Annotated in this window: 14 protein-coding genes and 1 riboswitch; of the genes, 10 read left to right on the top strand and 4 right to left on the bottom strand. The window is 66.2% G+C overall.

What is annotated here, in order from left to right:
- The first annotated feature begins 50 nt into the window (after positions 1-50).
- The 3 genes from ASF98_RS14335 to ASF98_RS14345 all read left to right on the top strand — a co-directional run bounded on the left by ASF98_RS14335 (position 51) and on the right by ASF98_RS14345 (position 1,565).
- Positions 51-284 (top strand): hypothetical protein, encoded by a 234-nt coding sequence (locus tag ASF98_RS14335; RefSeq protein WP_235505997.1) that lies wholly within the window; start codon positions 51-53, stop codon positions 282-284.
- Between the two features lie 156 nt (positions 285-440).
- Positions 441-743 (top strand): DUF4193 domain-containing protein, encoded by a 303-nt coding sequence (locus tag ASF98_RS14340; protein ID WP_011690622.1) that lies wholly within the window; start codon positions 441-443, stop codon positions 741-743.
- 279 nt (positions 744-1,022) lie between these two features.
- Complete coding sequence (locus ASF98_RS14345) at positions 1,023-1,565, top strand: AMIN-like domain-containing (lipo)protein (RefSeq protein WP_055802962.1); 543 nt, start codon at positions 1,023-1,025, stop codon at positions 1,563-1,565.
- A 63-nt stretch (positions 1,566-1,628) separates the two neighbouring features.
- Here ASF98_RS14345 and ASF98_RS14350 read toward each other — a convergent pair whose 3' ends face one another.
- Genes ASF98_RS14350 through ASF98_RS14360 form a run of 3 tightly spaced genes read right to left on the bottom strand, consistent with a single transcriptional unit; the run spans position 1,629 to position 5,304 of the window.
- Complete coding sequence (locus ASF98_RS14350; protein WP_055802963.1) at positions 1,629-3,218, bottom strand: APC family permease; 1,590 nt, start codon at positions 3,216-3,218, stop codon at positions 1,629-1,631.
- An 11-nt stretch (positions 3,219-3,229) separates the two neighbouring features.
- Positions 3,230-4,273, bottom strand: a complete 1,044-nt coding sequence (locus tag ASF98_RS14355) for an agmatine deiminase family protein (RefSeq protein WP_055802934.1) — start codon at positions 4,271-4,273, stop codon at positions 3,230-3,232.
- Positions 4,270-5,304: a nitrilase-related carbon-nitrogen hydrolase gene (locus tag ASF98_RS14360; protein ID WP_055802937.1), complete on the bottom strand. Its 1,035-nt coding sequence runs from the start codon at positions 5,302-5,304 to the stop codon at positions 4,270-4,272. Before ASF98_RS14360 ends, ASF98_RS14355 begins: the two co-directional genes overlap by 4 nt.
- 192 nt (positions 5,305-5,496) lie before the next feature.
- On the opposite strand from ASF98_RS14360, the gene ASF98_RS14365 reads away from it, so the two are divergent.
- On the top strand, positions 5,497-5,976 hold the full coding sequence (locus ASF98_RS14365) for a Dps family protein (RefSeq protein ID WP_055802939.1): 480 nt from the start codon (positions 5,497-5,499) through the stop codon (positions 5,974-5,976).
- Between the two features lie 102 nt (positions 5,977-6,078).
- Here ASF98_RS14365 and ASF98_RS14370 read toward each other — a convergent pair whose 3' ends face one another.
- A complete protein-coding gene (locus ASF98_RS14370; RefSeq protein ID WP_055802941.1) occupies positions 6,079-7,689 on the bottom strand; it encodes an MFS transporter in 1,611 nt (536 codons plus the stop codon).
- A 69-nt stretch (positions 7,690-7,758) separates the two neighbouring features.
- Here ASF98_RS14370 and ASF98_RS14375 point away from each other — a divergent pair, with 69 nt between their 5' ends.
- The 6 genes from ASF98_RS14375 to ASF98_RS23765 all read left to right on the top strand — a co-directional run.
- Positions 7,759-8,298 carry a TetR/AcrR family transcriptional regulator gene (locus ASF98_RS14375; RefSeq protein WP_055802942.1) on the top strand — a complete coding sequence of 180 codons (540 nt, stop codon included), beginning with the start codon at positions 7,759-7,761 and terminating at the stop codon, positions 8,296-8,298.
- A gap of 148 nt (positions 8,299-8,446) precedes the next feature.
- Positions 8,447-8,545: riboswitch (glycine riboswitch) on the top strand.
- 203 nt (positions 8,546-8,748) lie between these two features.
- Positions 8,749-11,607, top strand: a complete 2,859-nt coding sequence (gcvP, locus tag ASF98_RS14380; RefSeq protein WP_055802945.1) for an aminomethyl-transferring glycine dehydrogenase — start codon at positions 8,749-8,751, stop codon at positions 11,605-11,607.
- Between the two features lie 11 nt (positions 11,608-11,618).
- Positions 11,619-12,779 (top strand): glycine cleavage system aminomethyltransferase GcvT, encoded by a 1,161-nt coding sequence (gene gcvT / locus ASF98_RS14385; protein ID WP_055802947.1) that lies wholly within the window; start codon positions 11,619-11,621, stop codon positions 12,777-12,779.
- 283 nt (positions 12,780-13,062) lie between these two features.
- Positions 13,063-13,446 carry a glycine cleavage system protein GcvH gene (gene gcvH, locus ASF98_RS14390; RefSeq protein WP_028271334.1) on the top strand — a complete coding sequence of 128 codons (384 nt, stop codon included), beginning with the start codon at positions 13,063-13,065 and terminating at the stop codon, positions 13,444-13,446.
- On the top strand, positions 13,443-14,774 hold the full coding sequence (gene glyA, locus ASF98_RS14395) for a serine hydroxymethyltransferase (protein WP_055802949.1): 1,332 nt from the start codon (positions 13,443-13,445) through the stop codon (positions 14,772-14,774). The genes gcvH and glyA overlap by 4 nt, the downstream gene beginning before the upstream one ends.
- Positions 14,775-14,933: 159 nt before the next feature.
- A partial coding sequence (locus tag ASF98_RS23765) for a serine dehydratase beta chain (RefSeq protein WP_156372417.1) occupies positions 14,934-15,023 on the top strand: 90 nt, incomplete at its 3' end.

Genomic DNA, 15,023 nt, shown 5'->3' on the forward strand with positions numbered 1-15,023 from the left:
GGAGACTCCGGCGAAACGTGCCCACAACACGGGGCGCCTACTTTGGGGCTATGACATCACGCCTGTTCACCAGAATCGCTTCATGGTTCGAAGCCCGGACCTTGCCTGCTGCCTCCCCGTCGGGCGACGGCGCCTGGGAACAAGGTGCGTGGGAACAGGGCAATGCCGCGATCGCCGACGTCACCAGGTGGGGCTGGCTGCCGGCGCTCAGCGGCGTGTCCATTGCGGCCGATCATGCGGCGATCGCGCACCGGGAGAAGGCTGCCGCGGCAAGCGAGGGATAGCCGCTGGCCTGCCTTTCCAGGGAGCTTGGAACCGGCCGGTAACGGTCCGATTTGTCGGGTTGAACACACTTTTCTTCAACAACCGGCATAATGTCCTAAACTGCTTCACTGAGGTGCCTGAAATGGCGCTGCGCAGCAACGAAAGTGAACCACGCAATGGCTACCGATTACGACGCCCCACGCAAGACAGAAGAAGAGTCTCCCGCTGAATCACTGGAGGCCCTTCAGGCGTCCCGCGGCGGCGGAGCCCAGACCGCCGTCATCGACGTTGATGAGAACGACACGGCTGAGGGAATTGACCTTCCCGGGGCGGACCTTTCCGGCGAAGAACTCACGGTCACCGTTGTCCCCGAGCAGTCCGACGAATTCACCTGCTCCTCGTGCTTCCTCGTCCGTCACCGGTCCCAGGTTGCCCGCGAAAAGAACGGCATGAAGTACTGCCGCGACTGCGAAGGCTAGGCAGCTTCCAGCACCCGCCCCAATTTCAGAAGCACGGCATCGAGAGGCGCCGGCGAGCCGTGAGGCCCGCCGGCGCCTCGTCGTTATCCGGCATTACGGAAGCGTGTCCAATGACCTTCCGGAAAGCCCCTGAGTGCCGCCAAATGCGCCGCTGAATAACCGTCCCGTAATCTGCGCAACCGCAATTTAACAGTTGGGCGCCGAAGGGATTTCGGCCCTCGTTTTAGCCTGTCACGGCTCCTACGCTTGAGTTATCTCATCACTTCCGAGGTGGCTGAAATGAAGAAATTCCAAGTATGGCTGGCGGCGATCCTGATGGCTGCCGGGCTCGGCCTGGTGGCGCCGGCGCCGGCATCGGCGTCCTACTGCGGTCTGGTGTGGGGGTCGCTGGCGAAATCCGAAGCCACTATGGGAACCGGGAAGGTCACCAACGTGCGGACCGGGCAGCATTACTGCTTCGACCGCCTGGTGGTTGACCTCAACGGTCCGGTGAAGGGCTACACGGTGCGGTACGTCCCCACTGTTGTGCAGGACGGTTCGGGGTTGCCGGTTCCCCTGCGGGGGCGGGCATTCCTCCAGATCACCGTCAATTCACCGGCATATGACGACGGCGGCAAGTCCACATACAGCCCGGCCGACAAGAATGAACTGACCAACGTTGGCGGCTACCAGACCTTCCGGCAAGTGGCTTGGGCCGGAAGCTTCGAGGGCTACTCGACCATGGGTCTGGGCGTCCGCGGACGACTGCCGTTCAGGGTGTTCACCCTGGACGGACCCGGAGCGGGCTCGCGGATCGTGGTTGACGTTGCCCACTACTGGTGACCTGCCCGCGCCTGGTTCCCTGGCACTGATGCCCCTGGTGGTCTGACCCTGGTGGCCCCGGAGTTACTCCGGGACCACCAGGGCAGGAGTGTCCTTGCGGATGGTTTCGCCGCGGAAGAACCCGGGACGCAGCCTGGCCATGATGAGCATGAACACGGCGCCCAGGGCGAGGATTCCCACACCGAGGACGAAGACCAGCCCCACGCCGAAGATCTCTGATCCGCTGCCGAACTCCGGCGCCCAGCTGTCCGCGGCCGTCTGCAGGAAGACCACCAGCAGCCCCAGTCCGCCCAGGAGCGGGCAGAGCAGCCGCAGGACGAAGTGGCGGACACTGCTGAAGACGCTGTTCCGGAAGTACCAGGCGCACGCGAATGCCGTCAGCCCGTAGTAGAAGCAGATCATCAGCCCCAGGGCCAGGATAGTGTCGTTCAGGACGTTTTCGCTGACCACGTGCATCACCGCATAGAACCCCGCGGAGAGGACGCCTGCGGCAACCGTGGCGAAGCCCGGCGTCGCAAACTTCTTGCTCATGTGGCTGAACGGTTTCGGCAGGGCGCCGTAGTGCGCCATGGCCAGCAGGCTTCGGGACGGCGAGGTGAAGGTGGACTGCAGGGACGCCGCCGAGCTGGACAGGACCGCCAGGGACATGAGGATGGCAAACGGGCCCATGATGGGGGACGCCAGCGCGGTGAAAATGTTCGCGTGGTTCTCTTCGTTGTTCAGCCCGACGCCCTCAGTGCCCACGCCCGCGAACATCATGGTGGCGATAGTGACCAGCAAGTAGATGCCCAGGACAACGACGGCGGTGAGGGTGCCGGCGATGCCCGCGGTCTTCTTGCCGTTGGCCGTTTCCTCGTTCACGGTGAGGCAGACATCCCAGCCCCAGTACACAAAGATGGACAGCGAAATCCCCGCGGCAATTTGCCCGAACGTCTCGATCTTTGTGACGTCAAACCATTCCCAGCTGAACGGGATGGAGGTTTCCGAGGACGACCAGTTGGCGAAGGCCATGGCCACGAACAGTCCCAGCACGAGCAGCTGGAACCCCACCAGGCCGTACTGGACGATCTTGGTGGTGTGCAGGCCGCGGTAGCTGACCCAGACAGCCAGGGCCACGAACACGAAGCAGGTGGCGACGTTCAAGGGCTTGTCGGCGGCGAGGTCGGCAAGCTCCGGTGCGCCCGTGAGCTGGGCGAGAAACAGGTAGAAGAAGTCCACTGCCACAGCTGCCAGGTTAGACAGCACGATAATGTTCGCGGCGAGGAGTCCCCACCCGCCCATCCAGCCCACCCACGGGCCGAAGGCCTTGGTGACCCACGTGAAGGTAGTGCCGCTGTCCGGCGAGTCGGCGTTGAGTTCCCTGTAGGCCAGGGACACCAAGATCATGGGGATGAAACCGATGAGGAAAATGACGGGCAGCTGCAGCCCGGCCTCGTTTACGGTGGGGCCAAGGGCGCTGGTGAGCGTATAGGCCGGTGCGATGGTGGAAATGCCAAGGACGACGACGGCGAGGAGGCCCAGCTGCCCGCCCTTCAGTCCCTTTCCGGTGATGCCGTGCGGGGTGCCGGGCGCGTCGGTGACGGACGCCGCTGTGCCGGCTGCTTCTGTGCCGGCTGCGCCGGCCTGGGAGCCCTGGCGGATGGTTTGGGTCATGTCCGGACCTTTCACGAAGTCAATACTTTAGAGGAAGCAGCAGGCTGCTGCTGGGTGATGCAGTGGATGCCTCCGCCCCTGGCGAACAGTTCGCGGGCGTCGATGCCCACGATCCGGCGGCCGGGGTAGGCATCGGCAAGGATCCGAAGTGCCTTTTCGTCGTTGGGGTCGGCGAACGTGCAGGCAATCACGCCGCCGTTGACCACCAGGTGGTTGATGTAGCTGTAGTCCACGAAACCTTCGTGGTCCCTGAGGGTGGCCGGAGCGGGGACCTCGATGATGTTCCACTCGCGGCCTGCGGCGTCCCGGGTGGTGGACAGGAAACTGATGATTTCGCGGCTGACCTCGAAGTCCGGATGCTCCGGGTCCTGCTGGGAATGGACCAGCAGAGTGCCGGGGGAGGGGATGGCGGCCACGATGTCCACATGGCCGCGGGTGCCGAACCGCTCCGAGTCCCTGGTCAGGCCGCGCGGCAGCCAGACGGCGTGGGTGGCCCCGATGGTCCGGGCGAGTTCTGCTTCAACCTCGGCGTTGGTGAGACCCGGGTTGCGGCCCGGATCCAGCTGCACGGTTTCGGTCAGCAGCACTGTCCCCTCGCCGTCCACGTGAATTCCGCCGCCTTCATTGACGAGACCGGAGGCAATGTGGCGCGCTCCGGAGCGGCCGGCCACCTCCGCGCCGATCAGCGAGTCCTTGTCCCAGCGGGCCCAGTCTTGCCCGCCCCAGCCGTTGAAGACCCAGTCGACGCCGCCGAGGCGACCGTCGTCGTCGAGGACGAAGGTGGGGCCGATGTCCCGCATCCACGCATCATTGAGGTCTGCGGTGAGCACCTCGACGGCGGGGTCCAGGTAGCGGGCGGCGATCCCGACGTCGTCGGGCGCCACCACCACGGTGACCGGTTCAAATTCGACGGCGGCATTGGCGACCGCCGCCCAGACGGTCCGGGCGGCGTGCGCCTCTTCCGCGGTGTCGCCAAGGGTGTAGCCGCCCGTTGGGAAGGCCATCCAGATGCGTTCCTGCGGGGCCGTCTCGGCGGGCATGCGCCAGCTGCTCACGCGGTCACCTCCAGGTAGACGGGGGCCGGACCGCCGAGCGGCTGGTCACCCCGGACGGGTTCGGTGAGCCGTGCATAGGTGTCCGGGCGGCGGGTGGCCAGGAACGGGAACAGCGTCAGCCAGTCCCTGCGCTGGTCCAGGTCCAGGTCGGCGACGAGGACAGCGGATTCGTCGCGGGGCGCCTGGGCGAGGATCCGGCCGTAGGGGTCCGAGATGAACGAGGAACCGTAAAAGTTCAACGTGCCTTCGTTTCCCCAGCGGTTGGGGGCCACCATGAACAGGCCGTTGGCGATGCCGTTCCCCACAATGACCTGCTGCCAGAGCGGCTGGGTGTCGAAGTCCGGGTGGTCCGGTTCTGAGCCGATGGCCGTGGGGTAGACCAGGAGTTCCGCTCCGCCCAGGGCGTACAGCCGGGCGAGTTCCGGGAACCATTCGTCCCAGCAGGTGGGCATCCCCAGCCTGGCGCCGCCGAGTTCGGCGGGGGAGTGGACCTCGTAGGCATCCGTGGACGCCGGGCCCTGACGGAAGAATTTGTCCTCGTAGTAGCCGGCTGTTACGGGGATGTGCAGTTTGTGCGTGCGGGACAGCAGTTCGCCTTCGGGAGACACCAGGATCGCAGTGTTCAAGCCGAGGCCATCGTCGGTGCCCTCAGGATTGTCCGCGCGCTGGTACAGCGACGCATGGACGGAGATGCCGTGGCGGCGTGCGGCGTCGGCGGCGAAGCGGAACGTGGGCCCGGTCAGCAGGTCCTCAGCGAGGTCCGACGGGCGGGGACGCGCGGCCCAGGAGCGTGACGTGTCGTTTTCCGGGAGCGTATCCGCCGGGTAACGGGAGAGCGTCAGTTCCGGCAGGAAGACAACCGTGGCCCCCAGCCGGGCCGCGCGCCCGATGCCCTCGTCCAGTTCTGCGCGAAGCCGCGCAGGGTCGGCGTGCCAGCGGTGCTGGACCACGCCGACCCGCAGTGCGGGGCGGGCGGAAGGCTGCGTCCGGGCCAGGGAAGCGGGTGGTTCAAGGCAGGTAATTTCAATCATGGCGAATACTCCAGTGAGACGGCGGTCACTAAATGAATGACGTTCATTTAGTATCCACGCCACGCCGCCGCATGGCAAGGAAAAAATGAACAATCATCATTTTGTTAAGCCCGGGGAGAGAATCGGTGGCGCCGTTGTGGCGGCTGGGATAGTTTCGAACTACCCGAGAAACCGCTGAAACCAGGAGGATCAATGAAGGCATCACCGACGCTGACCAACAATCTGCAGGCTGTGCTCGCGGACCTGATTGAACTGCACATCCAGGGCAAGCAGGCCCACTGGAACATTGTGGGAACCAACTTCCGCGACCTCCACCTGCAACTGGATGAAATTATCGACGCTGCCCGGAACTTCGCCGACGACATGGCGGAGCGCATGCGTGCGCTCCACGCCCTGCCGGACGGCCGCAGCGCCACCGTTGCGGAAACCACCAGCCTGGCGCAGTTCCCGCAGGGGCTCATCAACACCAAGGACGCCGTCGACCGCATCGTCGCGGCCCTCGAAGCGGCTGTGGGCACCATGCGCAAGGTCCACGATGAAGTTGACGAGGAAGATCCCACCACGGCTGACCTGCTTCATGAGTTCATTTCGAAGCTCGAGCAGTACGCCTGGATGGTGGGCGCGGAGAACATGAAGGCCTCGGCCAGCGTGACCACTCCAGACAGCAAGTAAGCCACACTCCTAGTCACCAGAAAGCCCGGCGCCGGATGATCTCCGACGCCGGGCTTTCTGCTGCCGCGGAGTGGTGCCGCCTGCACGCGGCGGCGGGCCGGGCTACGCCGCTTTCGGCACTCCGCGGAGTACGACGGCGACCAGGACTGCCGCCCCCGCCATCAGCACCAGCCCGATAGACGCCGTCACGTGGACTCCCGACTCAAACGCAATCCGGGCGGCGGACGTCAGGGCGTCCGCCAGCGGTCCGGGGAGCGACTGCGCGAGCTCCATGGACCCGGCGAGGGTCTCCCGGGCATGGGTGATCCCCTCTGCTGCACCTCCCGGGCCGGACGCTGCGAGCCCCTCCGGCAGGACCAGGTTCCGCTGGTACGACGCGGTCAGGATCGAGCCGAGTACGGCCGTGCCAAGCAGTGAGCCAATCTCGTAGCCGGTCTCTGAGATAGCGGCAGCCGCCCCTGATTTCTCCGGTGGTACGGACCCCAGGATCATGTCGTTGGAGATCGTTTCGGCTGCCCCCACGCCCAGGGCCAGGACCAGGAGGGCGCCCAGCAGGAGGGCCGGACCGCCTGAGTGGTCGCCGAACGCCACCATGAAGTAGCCGGTGGCGCTCAGGCAAAGGCCGCCGGCCACCACGAAGCCGGGCCGGACTTTCCGCACCAGCGGCACCACCAGCAGGCCGGCAGCCACGGTGGCAACCAGGGCCGGGATCATGGCGATTCCGGCCTCCGTAGGCCGCTGGCCCTCCAGGAGCTGGAGGTGCTGGGCCAGGAACAGGATGAAGCCGTTGAACGAAAATAGGGCCAGGACGTTGGCGGTGATGGCCGTGCTGAAAATCCTGTTCCCGAAGAGGCTCATGTCCAGCAGCGGGCTGGGCAACGTCTTTTGGCGCCGGACGAAGGCGCAGCCAATCAGGAGTCCGAAGCCGATGGCCGCGGCTGACGCGGGGCCGAAACCTTCCGTAGCCAATGACTTGATGCCGTAGACCAGCGGAACCATCGTCAGCAGCGAGAGGGCGATGCTGGCACCATCCACCGTTCCGGGCCGGGGATCCCTGGACTCGGGAATGAGGACAGGGCCGAGTGCGAGGATAGGCAGCATGATGGGCACTGCCACCAGCAGGATCGCTCCCCACCAGTAGTGCTCCACGAGCCAGCCGCCGAAGATCGGTCCCAGCGCGGCGCCGCCGGAGAACCCTGCCGCCCAGATGGCGATCGCCAGCCGGCGCCGGTTGGCGTCCGGAAAGATGTTGCGGATCAGGGACAAGGTGGAAGGCATAAGCATCGCCCCGAAAAATCCCAGGGCCGCGCGGCCGGCGATCAACCATTCCGCGCTGGGGGCGAACGCAGTGGCAGCGGACACCGCGGCAAAGCCGGTGCTGCCGATCAGCAGGAGCCGGCGGCGGCCGATCCTGTCACCGAAACTCCCCATGGCAACCAGGAGGCCGGCCAGGACTAGCGGGTAGGCATCAACAATCCACAGCAGCTGAACGCCGGTGGGCTCGAGGCTGCGGGCGATGGCGGGCAACGCGAAGGTCAGCGCAGTGTTGTCCACTGCCACCAGCAATACCGGGAACATCAGTAGCGCCAGGGCCAGCCAGTCGCGCCCCGGCTTCGGGGCGGGTGTCCGGCTGCCGGCAGCGGCAGGGGGCCGGGCCGGACGCGCTGTAAGGTGCCGGGTTGCCGGCGTCGAGGTTGAAGGTGAGTTTCCCATGGCAATAACTGTACCGTCTGGACGGTACAGTTAAGAAATGAGCCCGGGCCACCGGGCATGATAGGAACCATGGCCAGAAAACCCGTCGCACGCGAAGCCGTGCTCGACGCCTTTGAATCCCTCCTGATCGAGGTGGGCGAGCGTGCCGCCACGCTGGATGCCGTCGCCAGGCGGGCCGGCGTTTCCAAGGGGGGACTGCTGTACCACTTCCCGAACAAGGAGGCCATGATTTCGGCCCTGCTTGAGCGCATGGACGTGCTGGTTGCACTGGATTTGGGCGCCATGGCGAAGGCTCCGGAGGGAGCGGCGGTCTACTTCATCAGGTCCTCGCTCTGGGCTGATACTCCGCTGGACCGGGTCTTTGTGGCTGCCACGCGGCTCGCCGAAGTGGCGCACAAGGAAACGCTGCACCGTTTTGCGGCTGTCCAGGGGAGCTGGCTGGAGCTGCTGGCCGGGGACGTCGGCCCGGCCATGGCCAAGGCCGTGCTGTACATGGGTGACGGCCTCTATTTCAACGCCATGCTGGCCAGCGGTCCCGGTGCCGCCCCGCCCGAAATGAGCGGCGACGTCGACAGCCTGCTGGCCGCCGTCGAGCGGCTCCGGGGCTGACTGCAACGGGATCCGCGGTCCGCCGCCCGGCAGAGTCGCAACCGGAGCCGTAACGCGGCGTCGGGCTGGGTGGCGGAGTTTGCAGACTGGACTTGCACGTAGGACAATTGCAGCTGTGACTGTTGTCACCGCTAACTAAATATGCCTTTGATCTGCGGCGGGAGAGTTCTGCAAGTAGGTACAAGCAGGCGCCGTAGGAGCAAATCCTCCCCAGGAATCTCTCAGGCCCATGTACCGCCGCGGCAAGGCAACTCTGGAAAGCAGCAGGCTGTCCGTTTGTGACCCAACCCAGTTGGAGCAACAACGCCGGACACGCCCTGCTCACCGACGGTGCAAGCGGAGCTGTGCGAAAGTACGGCAACGCGGAAACTCTCAGGTCCAATACAGAGCGGGGAGGAACCCGGACCACTGCGGCGTACCCTGCGCCGCCATTAGTAATGGAGTTCCTTCGTGACGGTTAGTTCAGCCTCCACCACCTTCGTCGATCGGCACATTGGCGCCCGCCGCCAGGCCGACATCGACACCATGCTCAAGTCTGTCGGCTACGACACCGTCGACTCACTGGTAGACACCGCGGTTCCCAACGACATCCGCCAGGACGTCGCCCTCCGCCTTCAGGACGCCCTCAGTGAGGTTGAAGTCCTCGGCGAGCTGCGCAAGCTGGCTGCCAAGAACAAGACGGCCGTGCAGATGATCGGCCAGGGCTACTACGACACCGTGACCCCGCCGGTGATCCGCCGCAACGTGCTGGAATCCCCGGCCTGGTACACCGCCTACACCCCGTACCAGCCGGAAATCTCCCAGGGCCGCCTCGAGGCGCTCCTGAACTTCCAGACCATGGTTCAGGACCTCGTGGGACTGCCCATCGCGAACGCCTCCCTGCTGGACGAAGCCACCGCTGTTGCCGAAGCCGTGCTGATGATGCGCCGCGCCAACAAGAACAAGACCGCCCACGACGGCAAGACCGTCCTCGACGCCGATGTCCTGCCCCAGACCATCGCCATCGTCAAGGGCCGCGCCGAGGCACTCGGCTTCGAGGTTGAGGTTGCGGACCTGTCCCAGGGCCTGCCCGACGGCGATATCAACGGCATCGTGCTGCAGCAGCCGGGCGTTTCCGGCCGGGTGTTCGACCACTCCGCCGTCATCGCAGCCGCCAAGCAACGCGGCGCCCTGGTCACCGTTGCGGCCGACCTGCTCTCGCTGACGCTGATCACGCCTCCGGGCGAGCAGGGCGCGGACATCGCCGTCGGCTCCACGCAGCGACTCGGCGTCCCGCTGTTCTTTGGTGGCCCGCACGCTGCCTACATGGCGGTCCAAAAGGGCCTCGAACGCTCCATGCCCGGCCGCCTGGTGGGCGTGTCCAAGGACAACGCCGGCACCCCGGCATACCGCCTGGCCCTGCAGACCCGCGAGCAGCACATCCGCCGCGAAAAGGCCACGTCCAATATCTGCACCGCGCAGGCACTGCTGGCCATCGTCTCCTCGATGTACGCCGTCTACCACGGCCCCGACGGCCTGAAAGCCATCGCCGAGGCAGTCCACAACAGCGCCCGCACCCTGGCAGCGTCCCTGCAGGGTGCCGGCCTCGAGGTGCTGCACGGCAGCTTCTTCGACACCGTCACCGTCCGCGTTCCGGGCAAGGCCGTTGAAATCGTTGCCGCGGCGGAGGCCAAGGGCATCAACCTGCGCGGCATCGACGCCGACACGGTGGGCATCTCTACTGACGAAACCACGACGCCGGAAATCGTCGCCGCTGTTGCCGCCGTCTTCGGCGCCGAGGTTGCCGGCACCGACGCCGACGCAGGCTTCGCCCTCGAGGCCGCCGTCGAACGTTCCTCGGACTACCTGCAGCACCCGGTCTTCAACACCCACCGCTCCGAAACCCAGCTGCTGCGCTACATCCGCAAGCTTTCGGACCGCGACCTCGCACTGGACCGCACCATGATCCCGCTGGGTTCCTGCACCATGAAGCTGAACGCCACCGCCGAGATGGAAGCCATTTCCTGGCCGGAGTTCGCCTCCATCCACCCGTTCGCCCCGGATTCCCAGACCGAGGGCTGGCGTGAACTGATCGAGGGCCTGGAAGCGGACCTCGCCGAGATCACCGGCTACGACCAGGTCTCCATTCAGCCGAACGCCGGCTCGCAGGGCGAACTCGCGGGCCTGCTCGCGATCCGCGGTTACCACCTGTCACGGGGCGATGACCAGCGCAACGTCTGCCTGATCCCGGCGTCGGCGCACGGCACCAACGCCGCGTCGGCCGTCCTAGCCGGCATGAAGGTTGTTGTCGTGGCCACCGCTGCAGACGGCACGATCGACCACGCCGACTTCCAGGCGAAGATCGAAACCCACAAGGACGTCCTGTCCGCGATCATGATCACCTACCCGTCCACCCACGGCGTATACGACGCCGACGTGCGCGAAATCTGCGACTCGGTGCACGCGGCCGGCGGCCAGGTCTACGTTGACGGCGCCAACCTGAACGCGCTGGTGGGCCTGGCCCAGCCTGGCAAGTTCGGCGGCGACGTGTCCCACCTGAACCTGCACAAGACCTTCTGCATCCCGCACGGCGGCGGCGGCCCCGGCGTCGGCCCGGTGGCAGCCAAGGCACACCTGGCGCCGTTCATGCCGGGCGATGCCAACAAGGCCGCACACGAAGCCGGCCACGGAGTTGCGATCTCCGCTTCGCGCTTCGGCTCTGCCGGTGTGTTGCCCATTTCCTGGGCCTACGTGAAGCTCATGGGTGGCTCCGGCCTGACCGAGGCCACCAAGTCCGCGCTGCTGGCGGCGAACTACATCGCCTCCCGCCTGAACGAGTTCTTCCCGGTGCTGTACACCGGCGAAGGCGGACTCGTGGCGCACGAGTGCATCCTGGACCTGCGCGCCCTGACGGCCAAGACCGGCGTCACCGCGGAAGACGTGGCCAAGCGCCTCATCGACTTCGGCTTCCACGCCCCCACACTGGCGTTCCCGGTTGCCGGCACGCTCATGGTGGAGCCCACCGAGTCCGAGGACCTGGTGGAGATCGACCGCTTCATCGACGCGATGATCACCATCCGCCAGGAAATCGACCAGGTGGCCAACGGAGACTTCACCGTGGAGAACTCCCCGCTGCGCAACGCACCGCACACCGCGGCCGCCGTCGTCTCCTCCGACTGGAACCGCGAGTACCCGCGCGAGCAGGCCGCCTTCCCGGTCCACCACCTCAAGCAGGACAAGTACTTCCCGCCGGTAGGCCGGATCGACGGCGCCGCCGGTGACCGTAACCTGATCTGCTCCTGCCCTCCCATCGAAGACTTCGAAAACTAAGGATTCCCCCGATGACTGAGAATTACACCGCGCTCTACGAGGAGCACAAGAAACTGGGCGCGTCCTTCACCGATTTCGGTGGCTGGCAGATGCCCCTGAAGTACTCCTCCGAACTGGCCGAGCACCACGCCGTCCGCAACGCCGCCGGCCTGTTCGACCTCTCCCACATGGGCGAAGTCTGGGTGACCGGCCCGGACGCCGCAGCGTTCCTGGACTACGCCCTGGTCGGAAAGATCTCCGCCATGTCCGTGGGCAAGGCCAAGTACTCGCTGATCTGCCAGGAGGACGGCGGCATCATCGACGACCTGATCACGTACCGGCGTCCTGCAGTTGCGGATGCCACAGGAAACAGCACGGACAAGTTCCTGGTAGTGCCCAACGCCGGCAACGCCGTGGTGGTTGCCGCAGCACTTGCCGAACGGGCAGCGAACTTCGACGTCGTCGTCCAGGACGCCTCCGCGGCGACCTCGCTGATCGCCGTCCAGGGGCCCAAGGCCGAAGCCATCCTGCTCCGCCTGGTCCCGGCGGCACAGCACGACCTGGTCACCGGCCTGAAGTACTACGCCGCCGTGGAAGTTCCCTTCCTGGTGGCCGGCAGCAGCAAGGACCTCCTGCTGGCGCGCACCGGGTACACCGGTGAAGACGGCTTCGAGATCTTCGTGGACAACGACGACGCAGCAGCCCTGTGGCAGGCCATCGAAGCCGTCGCCGAGGAAGGCGAGCTGGTTCCCGCCGGACTGGCATGCCGCGACTCGCTGCGCCTGGAGGCCGGCATGCCGCTCTACGGCAACGAGCTCTCCCGCGAAGGCAACCCGTACGCAGCTGGCCTCGGCCCGGTTGTTTCGCTCGCCAAGGAAAGCGACTTCGTGGGCCGTGCGGCACTGGAAGCACTCAAGGCCGGCGGTGCCGGTTCCACGAGCGGGCGCAAGCTCGTGGGCCTTAAGGGTCTTGGACGGCGTGCCGGCCGCGGCCACTACCCGGTCCTCAAGGACGGCAACGTGGTTGGCGAAGTGACCTCCGGCCAGCCGAGCCCCACCCTTGGTTACCCTGTAGCGCTTGCCTATGTCGACGTCGAGCACTCCGAGGTGGGCACCGCCCTGGACATCGACCTCCGCGGCAAGGCAGAGCCTTTCGAAGTCGTCGCACTGCCTTTCTACAAGCGCCAAAAGTAGCCCATAGGCTGGCTCCGTCGGGGTCCTCCCGGCTCTGTTTGGCCCCGTCGGGGCTGACATCCTCCGCGTGCTCGGTCGCGTAGACGCCCGCTGGGCGGACGTGACGCTCCCTTAGACGCACGCTTCCGGATGCCAGCCCCGAAGGGGGCCGGCAACCGTCGTGCCCCCAGGCGGCAAGCTCGATCATTGGGGGTTGAGCTTGTCGAGACCCGGCAGCACGCGGAGGAATTCGGTCACCCGCCTCCCCACCAGACCACAAAAAGTAACGAGATTAAGGAACACCATGGCAAAAGTAGCCGCTGAACTGCAGTACTCCGACGAGCACGAGTGGGTTGCCCGCGAGGCCGGCAACCTTGTGTCCATCGGCATTTCCGCCGTGGCCACGGACGCCCTCGGCGACATCGTGTACGTAGACCTGCCCGAGGTCGGCTCCACCGTGACCGCAGGGGAGACCTGCGGCGAGGTCGAGTCCACCAAGTCCGTCTCGGACCTGTACTCCCCGGTCACCGGCGAGGTCACGGAAACCAACTCCGCCGTCGTCGACGACCCCGCGCTGATCAACAGCGACCCGTACGGTGCCGGCTGGCTCTTCAAGGTCGCCGCCGACTCCGACGGTCCGCTGCTTTCCGCAGAGGAATACGCTGCCAAGAACGGCGGCGAACTGTGAGCGGCGCAACCGCGGGCGCAGGCACTGTCGCATTCGAGCAGGTAGTCTCCCCGTCCCTGGACGCGGACCTGTCCTCGCTGGACCCGGAGATCGCGGCGAAGATCGACGACGAGCTGAGCCGCCAGCGTACCGGCCTGGAAATGATCGCCTCGGAGAACCACACCGCCAAGGCCGTCATGCAGGCGCAGGGCTCCGTGCTCACCAACAAGTACGCCGAGGGCTACCCGGGCAAGCGCTACTACGGCGGCTGCGAGCACGTTGACGTCGTCGAGCAGCTGGCCATCGACCGGGTGAAGGCCCTGTTCGGTGCCGAGTACGCGAACGTGCAGCCGCACTCCGGTGCGCAGGCCAACGCCTCGGTGATGCATGCGCTGATCAAGCCGGGCGACACCATCATGGGCCTGAACCTGGCACATGGCGGGCACCTGACCCACGGCATGCGGATCAACTTCTCCGGCCGCCTGTACAACGTCATCCCGTACCAGGTCCGCGAAGAGGACCACCGGATCGACATGGCCGAGGTGGAGCGCCTGGCGCAGGAGCACAAGCCGCAGCTGATCGTCGCGGGCTGGTCCGCCTACGCCCGGCAGCTGGACTTTGCCGAGTTCCGCCGGATCGCCGACTCCGTGGGCGCCTACCTGATGGTGGACATGGCGCACTTCGCCGGGCTCGTTGCCGCCGGGCTGCACCCCTCCCCGGTGCCGCACGCCCACGTCACCACGTCCACCACGCACAAGACCCTCGCCGGTCCGCGCGGCGGCATCATCCTCTCCAACGACGCCGACATCGCCAAGAAGATCAACTCGGCAGTGTTCCCCGGCCAGCAGGGCGGCCCGCTGGAGCACGTCATTGCCGGCAAGGCCGTGGCGTTCAAGATCGCAGCGTCCCCGGAGTTCAAGGAACGCCAGGAGCGCGTCCTTGCCGGTGCCCGGATCCTGGCTGACCGCCTGGTCCAGCCGGACGTCACCACCAAGGGGATAAACGTGATCTCCGGCGGCACCGACGTGCACCTGGTCCTCGTGGACCTGCGCAACTGCGAACTCGACGGCCAGCAGGCAGAGGACCGCCTCGCGGAAATCGACATCACCGTCAACCGCAACGCCGTGCCGTTCGATCCGAGGCCGCCGATGGTCACCTCGGGACTGCGCATCGGCACCCCGGCCCTCGCGACCCGTGGCTTCGGCGAAGCAGCATTCGCCGAGGTGGCGGACATCATCGCGGAGGCCCTCATCGCCGACGCCGGCGCGGACCTTTCCGGTCTGCGCTCACGGGTGGAGGCCCTCGCCGCCGCCCACCCGCTCTACCCCTCGGTTGCGAACCTCGCCTAGAGGCCGTATTACAGAAGTAGAGATCACGACGCCGGGCGGCCGCCATAAGCTGCCGCCCGTCGTCGTGTATCCGGCAGCGCGCCGCCGACCGGTTGGTGCGCGGCCTTCCGGCAGGACCATCTGCCGGACCACTGTTAGACCTAGTTAGGAACCCCGGCCATGGCTGTTGGTGTCTTTGATCTTTTTTCCATCGGGATTGGGCCGTCGAGTTCGCATACGGTGGGTCCGATGCGTGCTGCGGCGGTGTTC

It is taken from the genome of Arthrobacter sp. Leaf337 (genome assembly GCF_001423745.1).
Lineage (GTDB): Bacteria > Actinomycetota > Actinomycetes > Actinomycetales > Micrococcaceae > Arthrobacter.

Coding starts and splice junctions, on each gene's coding strand:
- ASF98_RS14345 (WP_055802962.1), top strand. CDS start 1,023: ATGAAGAAATTCCAAGTATGGCTGGCGGCGATCCTGATGGCTGCCGGG.
- gcvT (WP_055802947.1), top strand. CDS start 11,619: ATGACTGAGAATTACACCGCGCTCTACGAGGAGCACAAGAAACTGGGC.
- ASF98_RS14370 (WP_055802941.1), bottom strand. CDS start 7,689: ATGGGAAACTCACCTTCAACCTCGACGCCGGCAACCCGGCACCTTACA.
- gcvH (WP_028271334.1), top strand. CDS start 13,063: ATGGCAAAAGTAGCCGCTGAACTGCAGTACTCCGACGAGCACGAGTGG.
- ASF98_RS14350 (WP_055802963.1), bottom strand. CDS start 3,218: ATGACCCAAACCATCCGCCAGGGCTCCCAGGCCGGCGCAGCCGGCACA.
- ASF98_RS14360 (WP_055802937.1), bottom strand. CDS start 5,304: ATGATTGAAATTACCTGCCTTGAACCACCCGCTTCCCTGGCCCGGACG.
- ASF98_RS14335 (WP_235505997.1), top strand. CDS start 51: ATGACATCACGCCTGTTCACCAGAATCGCTTCATGGTTCGAAGCCCGG.
- ASF98_RS14365 (WP_055802939.1), top strand. CDS start 5,497: ATGAAGGCATCACCGACGCTGACCAACAATCTGCAGGCTGTGCTCGCG.
- ASF98_RS14340 (WP_011690622.1), top strand. CDS start 441: ATGGCTACCGATTACGACGCCCCACGCAAGACAGAAGAAGAGTCTCCC.
- ASF98_RS14375 (WP_055802942.1), top strand. CDS start 7,759: ATGGCCAGAAAACCCGTCGCACGCGAAGCCGTGCTCGACGCCTTTGAA.